Source organism: Algoriphagus jejuensis (assembly GCF_039523455.1).
In the GTDB taxonomy this organism is placed as follows: Bacteria; Bacteroidota; Bacteroidia; order Cytophagales; family Cyclobacteriaceae; genus Algoriphagus; species Algoriphagus jejuensis.
Genome location: NZ_BAAAFI010000029.1, coordinates 17,899 through 28,474, shown reverse-complemented (window position 1 = coordinate 28,474; position 10,576 = coordinate 17,899). Strand labels below are relative to the sequence as shown.

6 protein-coding genes are annotated in these 10,576 nt (G+C 47.8%); all 6 read right to left on the bottom strand.

The window, feature by feature from the left end; genetic code table 11:
* Positions 1-96: 96 nt before the first annotated feature.
* The 6 genes from ABD031_RS13590 to ABD031_RS13565 all read right to left on the bottom strand — a co-directional run bounded on the left by ABD031_RS13590 (position 97) and on the right by ABD031_RS13565 (position 10,298).
* Positions 97-522, bottom strand: a complete 426-nt coding sequence (locus tag ABD031_RS13590; protein WP_343852364.1) for a 6-pyruvoyl trahydropterin synthase family protein — start codon at positions 520-522, stop codon at positions 97-99.
* An 89-nt stretch (positions 523-611) separates the two neighbouring features.
* Positions 612-1,313, bottom strand: a complete 702-nt coding sequence (locus ABD031_RS13585) for a hypothetical protein (protein WP_343852362.1) — start codon at positions 1,311-1,313, stop codon at positions 612-614.
* A 1-nt stretch (position 1,314) separates the two neighbouring features.
* Positions 1,315-4,770, bottom strand: coding sequence for a S8 family serine peptidase (locus ABD031_RS13580; RefSeq protein ID WP_343852360.1), 3,456 nt, complete (start codon positions 4,768-4,770; stop codon positions 1,315-1,317).
* A gap of 245 nt (positions 4,771-5,015) precedes the next feature.
* Entirely contained in the window at positions 5,016-5,864 is an 849-nt protein-coding gene (locus ABD031_RS13575) for a DUF4843 domain-containing protein (protein WP_343852358.1), read from the bottom strand.
* A gap of 12 nt (positions 5,865-5,876) precedes the next feature.
* A complete protein-coding gene (locus tag ABD031_RS13570; protein ID WP_343852356.1) occupies positions 5,877-7,310 on the bottom strand; it encodes a RagB/SusD family nutrient uptake outer membrane protein in 1,434 nt (477 codons plus the stop codon).
* A 12-nt stretch (positions 7,311-7,322) separates the two neighbouring features.
* Positions 7,323-10,298, bottom strand: coding sequence for a SusC/RagA family TonB-linked outer membrane protein (locus tag ABD031_RS13565; RefSeq protein ID WP_343852354.1), 2,976 nt, complete (start codon positions 10,296-10,298; stop codon positions 7,323-7,325).
* Positions 10,299-10,576 lie beyond the last annotated feature (278 nt).

Genomic DNA, 10,576 nt, shown 5'->3' with positions numbered 1-10,576 from the left:
TTTCGACACTCCACTTTTTCATCCCGCAACTTTAGCTCTTAAATCACGGCCTATCAAGATGCAGTTCATCGGAGGGATACTTTTAAACTCCAAATTTTAAACTCCTTCTCCAAAATACTCCACAAAGTTCCTCGGAGTCTCGTAAAGTGTCAATTTGTAAAGGCTGCCAAATTTTGTAATCTCATTGACAGCGGGTTCCAGGATCTTCCAAAACTCCATAACCAAAATCTCGCAGCTGGCTAGTTTTCCCTGCATGAAATCCACGTCCACGTTCAGGTTTTTATGATCGACTTTGTCAATAACCAGCCTGCGGATCAGCGTACTTAGTTGCTTCAGATCGACTACAAAACCGGTATCTGGGTCGGGCAGCCCCTTGACAGTCACGATCAGCTCAAAATTATGTCCATGCCAGTTGACATTGGCGCAAGGGCCAAACACTTCAAAATTCCTTTCATCGGACCAGACCGGGTTCCAAAGTTTATGGGCAGCGTTGAAATGTTCTTTTCGGGAAATGTGAATCATCGTCGTTGAAATTCGCTGCGAAGTTAGGCAAAAGAATACGGAATAGAAATCCAAAATCCGCGTCCACTAGCAACAGCTTGGGATAGGTTTCAGAATTTGTTCAATTCTGAAAAGAAAATCACCAGATGATCCTCACGTCTTAAGTCGAGTTTTTGATCTTTGACTAGCCGCTTGCCCTGCTCCGAATCTGTTGGGTTTAAGGATTTTAGAATCACATTGGTTTTTGCTTTCACAGTACTGACGACATCATTGTCATTGATCAGATAGAACGTCTCCTCGAAGACAAACCTGCTGCCTGCGGTCGGTGCATAGCTGTTTTTAGCCGGAGTGACCAGATCGGAATAAAATCTCCGGATCAAGGTGTACTTTTCCCCTTCTGCCAGGACATTTATCAGGTCATCCGCTTTAATCCCCTTGATGAATTCAAAGCTTTTTTTGAACAGAAGATTGGGCAGTAATCCCGGCGTGACGCTTTGGACAATGAGAGCCGGAGGTCGCTGAAGGACGACATATTCCACATAATCTTTGTCAAGAACGATCGTATTCCCAGCCTCATTGACCACTTCAAGCGCATTGTCGTGGATATTGAATCGGAAAGCCACACCCTCTTTTACACCACCGTTGGTGGTGGAGATGGTGGCCTCCGACCAGTCTTCGAACAGATAAGGAGATCCGTCGACATCAGTATAGGGGGTCAACCGGGCAGGCACTCCATTTAAGTCCAAGTTTACGATCTGTGCAAAAGCTCCGTGCGAAATCAACCACACCAGGACAACCAATGCCTTTTTCATCCTAATACTTGATCAGCTTTTTGTGCAGAGTCAGCGTGCTGGTTTCTATCTTTAATAGATACATACCAGCTGGACCCGCAAGCGGGATTTGCTCGATCAGCTCATCCTCGTTTTTACCTGCAACTTTTGTCAAATAAACCCGGCCTGTCATATCTACGAGTGTAAAAGTAACCTTACCCCGGTACTCATTCAGTAACTGAACACCCACTTGGTCATAGGAAGGAATCGGCCCGATAAAGACACCAAACCGGCTCAGATCCGGTTCCGGAATCGCCGATATCACCACGGGATCGGAGAGACTATTGCAGGTTTCATTGAAGATCGCTACTTGATAAGTACCATCCACAGTTATCACATAGCTGCGTTGTGTCGCACCTGGAATCAACTCACCGCTGACATACCATTGGTAGCTTGAGCCCGGCTGCTGTGAAGTCAATTGATCACCGTTTGCGACGATCCGCGGCTTAGGCAGTGCATTCGCACCGATCTCTAGGATCTGCTCAAAGGAGGTCGACTCTTGACTGTTGGATATAGTCAATTTAACCAGATAGCTTCCCGGAGTGTTGTACACAAAAATCGGGGATTTGTAATCGGAAGTCCCGCCCTGCCCAAATTCCCACAGGTAAGTAGATATGGCTCCTTCACTTTGGTTGTCAAAGGTCACCGCCGCACCCACGCATGTATAGGCTGCCTCAAACTTTGCAAATAGTACTTCAGCGCAGTTTTGTGTGACCCAGCCACTCGCATTTTGCACCACTGCACCTGTTCCTAGATTGACTATACCCTTGCCTGTTTTATTGACATTGGTGACGTTGATGTGTGAGAAGCAAAGTTTCTCGTAGATGTCATAGGCCAAGACACTACCCGGCACAGGAGCGGTGATCAACGCTTTGGATGCCTGGGTTGCAGTGGAAGAAATCTTGCTCAGAACCGTGAGTGTCCCAGTTTGCCCAAATTCCAGCACGCTACCTGCACCGAGCGTGAGTAGCTGGACGTCGATTGCAGCCAGTCCCAATACCGCCTTTGCTCTTTCGATTTTAAGATTGTCAATGCCGTCGGTGTTGATCGACAATGTACCGGCTACTGCTTCTAAACCCGCAAGTGGTACTGGGGAAGTGTTAGAAAATTGGCCGGACTCTCCCGCAAATTGCGCTTGCAGACCTTCCTTGATCTGACTGGTGGAACTGATAGATAGGACTTCTGTAAACTCGAGAGACTCTACTCCCCCGATCAATATCCCACTCGGCTGCACACGGATTTCATTTGCATAGACCTGCGCCATGTCTACGCTAAGTTGAGCGGACTCTACGGAAAGCGCGTCCAATTTCACTCCAGAGATCATTCTCCATTCTCCTGCGACAAACGCCAAACTGGAGTTCTCAAAAAGCGTCTGACCGAATTCTACCAGCGTTTCGTTGGCGCTTTCAGAGTCGAAAACAATAGTGCCATTTTTGACCTCTGTGATCTGATTGTGGACTCTCATGCCATTGGAAAGAGACAAAGAATTGGAATTCAGGTTCAAGGTATACACTTGATTGCCAAATATATTCACGCTGAAAGCGGTTGCCTGAGAAGTGAAATTGACCGTTGAGCTGCCTCCCGACGACCCTTCGAAAACCACCCGGGTACCTGTATCTGGGATTTTGTTTGCCGTTGACCCGTTGGCAGTTGCAGACCAATTTGCTGGATCATCCCAGTTCCCGGCAGCCTTACCGATCCAGTATAAGGTTTCGGAGGCTCCTCCGATCGTACCGGCAGTGAGGATCAATGAGAAATCCTGGATATTATTTTTCAAGGTCCGTTTGTGGCTAACCTTAACTTTATACTTCTGTGAGGTCGGATTTGGAATTGAAATCTGCTCCACATTGTCTCTGAAGTTATCTTGGTCTTGGCTGGCCCGCGCACTTGGCCCTTGGCTTGGATTCAAGGTCCACGGGAAATAGACTTTGCCCTGCTCATCCGTGATTCGCAAGTCAATGTCATTGATCAGCATCAAGTTTCCTGGATCCAGCGACGCTCCAACGGGATTGCCACTTGGATCCGTCCAGGCGATGCTCACCTTGATCGGCGTAAACCCATCGGAGATCAATTCCATTTCAAAGGATTCTCCGTTGAGTAGCTTTTCTTCTCGGATCATCTTGGAATCCCCATTTTGATTCAGGATTAAGTCCCCAGCAGCTTGAGCATCCAACAGCCCCCAGCCAAAGACATAGTCAGGACCATTCGCATTCCCTGCTTCTTTAGCGGTATGAATCGCAAGTCCCTTCACCGTAGAAGACCACATGTATCGGCCGCTGTTGCGCTGACTGTACAATTGCTGAAGCAAAAGCAGAGATCCGGTGACATTGGGCGAGGCCATGGACGTTCCGCTCAAACTTGCATAGGCATCCGTTGCCCCTTCATTGGTCACCGAGGAACTAAAGACACTCACTCCCATCCCAACCAGATCCGGTTTGATCCGTCCGTCATCTGTGGGCCCCCAGCTTGAAAACTCACTCATCTTGACATCAGAGGGCTGGGTATAGTTAGGCACGTTAGCGACAGCACCTACAGTGATCACGTTTTTCGAGACACCCTCCGGTCCAAGTGTATCATCCGGCCCATCAGGATTTCTAGTTCCGTCACCACTATCCGTTCGGTCATTGCCAGCCGCCCATACTACGGTATAGAAAGGTTTTGAAAAAAGTAAATCATCAATCCCCTTGCTTTTGGAGGAGTAAAATCCAAATCTGTAATCTTCATTGGCATCCACGTTTGCGTTGCCGGCCCAAGTCCAGGCATTGCTGGCGTTTCGGTACCAGCCCAAAACTACTCCGTAGGAGTGGTTGGACACCAAATGCCCGCCCGGCTTGCTAGCGGGGTCGTAGGCGTTGTTGTTCATTTTGTCCAAATCCGCCTCCCAGTTAAAAGCCCAACCTGTCGCCTCGGAAGCCATTCCTTTCGCATTGGCATTTACGCCCTTCGCTAAAATTGTTCCGGTGACGTGCGTCGCATGACTGGAAATCGTCTCCGTTGATCCATCGACCTGGGTCAATCGGTTCCTGTATTCGATATGATCGATCTTGGGTCTGGTTTGATCGTAGATACCTACTACAAAGCCCTTTCCTGTCAGATTCACCCCTAATGCTCCTCCTGGCTGAAGTGCTACTGTCCCGGTAGTTCTTGCCGCATTTAAATTCATGACCGTGTAATAGACCGGTTGATCCCGCTCGTCGAAATAAAGCAGTTCGGCAGACTCTCCGTCAGCCAACTCAAGCCTCACCGGAATGTTTCTGGCTCTGGCTTTGAGTAAAACAGCACTTTTGGGGAGTAAGAGATAGTCATAGTCAGAGGCAAGGCTCGATGCAATAGATCTTCGGGTCTCGCTTAGTCTTTCTGAGGAAGAAGCGTTTTCCTGTGCAACCACAGCACTCGCCCCGAAAAAACATGCAACTAAAAAGAGTAAGATTTTTCTCATATCGACGTCATCAACTTCAGTTTTCTATACTGCAACAAAATAATTAAAGTTTAGCTATATACGATTTCTAGAAGGAGACGAAACAGACAGCCTCCGTGAGTCGGGCTGAGCAACGAAGTTTTTCCAAATGCCAGAGAAGACTATTCGCGCACGATCACCCCCTGCTTTTCAAAAGGAATTCTGCAAATCAAACCATAAGAAAAAAAGAGGGCTTTAGCCCCCTTTTTAGAATTCCACGGCCATTTTCATTGCTTAGTCAATACTACATCCCCTCCATCACCCCAGGTATTAGACCAGGTGATCGAGATCGTTCCGTCTTCATTTAAGGTTCCATTGATCGTGAAAGGATCATTATATGAGTCTGCATTTGATGGATCTCCAGTGATCACTCCGCAGGCTTCGTATATTTTGCCGGTTGGAGTCGGCTCGTTGATTAACCCAGGATACAAACCGAATGAAATATCGCTGACCTGATACGAGCCTATCGCCAATTCGGTCAGTACAACTTGGTCAGCACTTGCGATCACAAAATCGGTTGTGGCTTGATTTGCTCCTCCTTCCCCATCACCAGTTTGGAGGTATTCCCAAAACACCTTGTAGGTTCCCGCGAGTCTGGAAGCACAAATCACCCTAAGCGCGAGCAACAGATCTCCGTAACTGGTCGAGATCTCAGCACCGCTGGCAGAAGTCATCTTCAATACTAGATCGGGTGTCTCAGAAGGCACGATATTGCCCGTCAACACTTTCACCTTAACCGAGGCTAAAAACTGACCTGCCGGAATGGTCACCGACTGCGCGGCAAATTCATAATGAACTCCGGCAATGGCCGTAGACGTAGGATCAACAGAGATGTCTACCGTGATCGGTGTGGAGCTGTTGGTAGAAACGCGGTTTACCTGCAGCTCAACGATATCTGTCTGATCCGGGTCAAGTACGACGAAAGAAACCGTTCGCCCATTTGGCAATCTACCATCTTCAAATTCTACGAAGCTATCTTGCAAAATGACATCATCCCCCTGCTCACTAAAGCACCCCATCATGGTCATGGATGCGATAATCGATGTGAGGATGACATATATCTTATTCAATTTCATCTTTTTCTGATTTTAGTTGTAACCTGGGTTGTTTTCCAGTAGGTCATTCAGGGTAATTTCGTCCTGAGGGATTGGAGCAAGAATACGGTAGTCCGTATACGGAACCGGCGCAAACGAACCAGCCTTGGAAATCGTCATACCGTTACGCTTCAGGTCAAACCATCGATGCCCTTCTAGCGCAAATTCAGTTCTTCGTTCTTTCATTACTGCCTGCAGGAGGGAATTTCCTGTAAGACCGGAAACCGAATTGACACCTCTTTTGCTACGCAGTGCATTCAAATCAGAAATTGCTCCGGAGTTATTACCAGTTTTTTGCCTAGCCTCTGCTCTAATCAGATAAAGTTCGGATGCACGTATAATCGGGAGGTTTTCCAAGAAATCTCCTTTAGCGCCCAGCCATTTCTTAGACTCATACACGATACCGTCGGCTCCGCTCCTAGTAGTCGGGGACCACATTTGCCTTCTGACGTCTCCTTGATCATAGGTTGCTAATAGTTCACTGGAAGCTGTGAGAATGAACTGAGCACCGGTGTACACATCGGCAGTCAGAGAACACATGGAGTTGTTGACACCATCCACCGAAGACCAATCCACTGATCTAATTTCGATTTCGAAAATCGACTCAGGGTTGGGGTAGGTATTGAATGCTGCTTCATAATTTGCTGCAGTGACCAGCCCCGTCCCACTGTTAGTTAGTCCCAATGTTGCCATTGCTTGGGTAGCCATGGTGGCAGCTTCGGCATTTTTGCCTTCATATAAGTAAACTCTGGCAAGCAAAGCCTCCGCTGCTCCTTTGTTGCCGCGATAGACGCCAGCGGTGCCCATCGACTGGGGTGCCAGGCTGGAGATTGCAGCGGTTAGGTCGGACTCGATTTGGTTGTAGACTTCTCTGTTTGTGCTTCTTGCTCTGAAATCAGCGGAGGAAAATCCCAAGGTAGGAGTGGTTCTCAACACGACTGACGCCGTCCATCCTTCTACTTCCTGACCAGGCTCATAGCCATAGACTCTTGCCAGATCGAAGTAAAACAAAGCACGGAGAAAATAGGCTTCCCCTTTGAGCTTTGCCCGCAATGCCTCATCTCCATCTACCTTGTCGATTTCTGTGAGTAAGATATTGGCTTCATTGATTCCCGTGAAAACTCCAGCTGTCCAAAGGTCAATATGAGCTCGATCCGCATTTGCCTCTTCTCCGATGTACCTACCGGTATTGGCGATGATTCTCAAGTTATCCGCCATGATCTCCGGAGCGATCATCATCACTTGCCCATAGTAGTTGAAACTGCGGACCCTAGCGTAGATGGTGAATAACAATGACTCAAAACTCTTCACATCCGTAAAGGCTGTCTCTGGGGTCAGACTTTGTCTTGGAGCGGTATCAAGTAAACTGTCGCAAGCTCCTAAAATCAAGGTACTGGCCAGAATTAGTGTTTTTATAAGATTTTTCATTCTCAGTTCCTTTTAGAAGTTAAGATTGATCCCTGCAGTGATCTGCTTGCCGTTTGGATAGGACCCGTAGGTGCTGCCACCTACAGAATTGACCTCAGGATCGATCCCGTTGTAGTCGGTGAACGTCGCCAGGTTCATACCCTGCAGGAACACGCTAGCGGTGCTCATTCCGATTCTTTTGGCAATCTCCGTACTGAGCGTGTACTTCAAGGTCACTTGCTTTAGTCTTACATATCCTCCATCACTCAACAATCGCGTAGATTCGGTACCAATATTAGAGGTACCTGGAGCCTGCCCGCCTTCATAAGGTTTGCCGACGGTGGTGATATCCCCCGGCTGCTTCCAGTAGTCCTGCTGACTCACGAATTGGTTATCCGGTCCAGATCCCCAAGATCCCTGGTTGTAGATATCTGAGTTCCATACCAGGTTGCCAAACTGGCCTTGGAAAAATATCTCCAAACTCACAGGACCGTAGGAGAAGCTATTGGTAAAGCCTCCGTAACTGCTTGGAAGGGCACTACCCCTGTAGTCTAGGGTAGATTCGCCTACAAGATAGGTATAGCTACCCTCGCCGTCGGAATACATCGCCAGACCGTTAGCTGGATTGACTCCGAGGTACTCATTGGTATACCAAAATTGGATTGGCTTCCCTACAATCAGGTCATTGCCTATCCTGTCGAGTCCATCATAGAGTGAGAGAAGCTCATTTTCCAAAAAGGTAATATTGAAAGCTGAGGACCACTGGAATTTGCCCAACACCAAATTTGTGGTCTGCAAGTCAATGTCAATCCCTTGGTTTCTCACTTCGCCGGTGTTTCTCGTTATGGAACCAAATCCGGAATCCACGGGAAGTGGGGTGTCAAAAAGCAGGGACTTGGAGTCTTTTCTCCAAAAGTCAATGGTCGCGATGATGCGCCCATTGAACATAGTCCCGTCGACGCCAATATTCATGGAGTGAGCTTCTTCCCAAGTCAGGAGGTCATTCCCCAGTTGGGAAATGGTCAGCCCACCGTTTCCAAGGTATTGCCCACTGGAGCCTACCAGCGTTCTGGAGGCGAAGTTGGCGATATCGGAGTTGCCGGTGATTCCATAGGATGCTCGTACTCTTAAGTTATCCAGCCAGCTCACATTTTCCAGGAAACTTTCGGAAGAGAGTCTCCATCCAACCGAAAAAGCTCCGAAGGTTCCCCATTTGTTTTCGGCGCCGAATCGAGACGAACCATCTCTTCTCACCGTCACATCAGCAGTGTATCGATCATCGTAGTCATACTTTGCTTGGCCAAAGAACCCTGCTCTTTTGTATTCAGTATAGTTACTGTTCACTGCGAAAGGCACTGCTGCGTTTTGAAGGTAGATCAAAGTGGGATTTGGAAACCCACGACCAGTGGCTGACTGCGTGTCACTGTTGCCGACTTTGTACTCAAATCCCAAGACACCGGATACCGTATGAACGTCGTTAAACTCCTTGTTAAAATTGAAATTATGATTGGTGTTGAAATTGGTATTTCTCCTGCCAGTAAATACGGAAGAGCCACCGTAGGACGAAAAAGCCGGGATGGTGGACGGTCGATTATTAATCTCCTGAACATCAGAAAAATCCAAGCCAAAATAGGATGTCCAGCTCAACCACGGCAAAAACTGATAGGTAAGCGATAGGTTGGAAACCGACTGAACCGTCTTAGCGCTTCTAATCTCCTCTTTGACCCCCTGAACGATATTATATCCAAAAAGGTGGTTGGAAGGATAGGCTTCGTAGCCCCCGTCTTCGTCATAGATGGGCACATTGGGCCTCGCTGAGTAGCCAGCCACAAAGGGACCGTTGACAAAGTTTCCTCGATCGATTGTCCCGTTTGTATTTTGATAGGCCAAGGACAAGGCTGCCGATACCGTAAACTTCTGATTGGGCCTATGGGTCAGGTTTAGACGTCCAGTGGCTCTTTGATAGTCAGACATGATGACCTGAGCTTCTTGGTCGGTATAGGAACCCGACAGGAAAAAAGTTGTCTTTTCGTCCCCACCGGAGATAGATAGGTCATACACACTCAACCGTGCATCTCTGTAAAGTTCATCCACCCAATCGTAGCTCTCCAAGTTGGGATCTTCCGGATCTCCGTAGGTTGCAGCGGCATTTGCGGGATCCAGTCCTGCATTAATATAGGCATCCCTCTTAATAATCGAAAGCTGCTTCGCATCCATCACATCATAGAGATTCAGGGGCTTCACCACACCTTCCTGCACAGAAACACGCACGTTGGTTTTGCCTTTTTTACCTCTTTTGGTGGTGATCAGGACAACGCCATTGGCTGCCTGAGCGCCGTAGATAGCTGCAGAAGCGGCATCTTTCAGCACCTCAATAGACTCGATGTCATTGGGGTTGATAGAGCCCAAAGCATTTTGGGAACCTTGAGCCGCCAAGCCTCCACCTTGGACTTGGACGCCATCCACGATGTAAAGTGGCTCATTACCGGCGTTGACCGACCCAACACCTCGAACCCTGACATTGAGGGCTCCACCCGGCTGACCGGTGGAGGAAGTAACCTGAACCCCTGCGATGCGGCCCTGCATCGCCCGGTCAAAAGACTGAACCGGAAGATCCTGAAACACCTCTCCCTTGACCGAGGACACCGCGCCGGTCATTTCCCGCTTGGACTGGTCCCCGTAGGAGGTAATGACAAATTCAGAGAGAGACTGTACATCCGGTTCCATGGCCACCGTGATGTTGGTGAGATTCCCAATCACCACTTCCTGGGTAGTCATCCCCACGAAGCTGACGACCAAGACATTGCGCCCGGTCGGAACGATAATCGAAAACTTGCCATCAATATCCGTGGCAGTCCCGATCGTGGTCCCCTTCACCAGAACTGTCGCTCCCGGTACCCCCAAATTGTCCTCTACCGAGGACACGGTACCGGTAATCACACGGTCTTGTGCAAACGCGATAACGCTTACATAAAACAACATGAGTCCTAGAAGTAAAATTTTCCTCATAGTGTTTGGTTTTAGTTAGACAATAAAACTATTGCTTTAACAGGGTGTATGAAGCAAAATATAAGGAAGAATGTTCAAAAGATTTTACGATAGAGCAAATAAAATGGACACGAAATCGAGAGTTTTCAGAATTATATTTTATAAAAACTAAATAACTCGATTATTTACAAACCATTATTCTGTTAACCAAAAGTTAACAAAAGTTAATTCGCATAATAAATATGCCTTGTTCATCCAATTTTTTGAAATAGCATACACTGTTGATGATTTTACAAAAC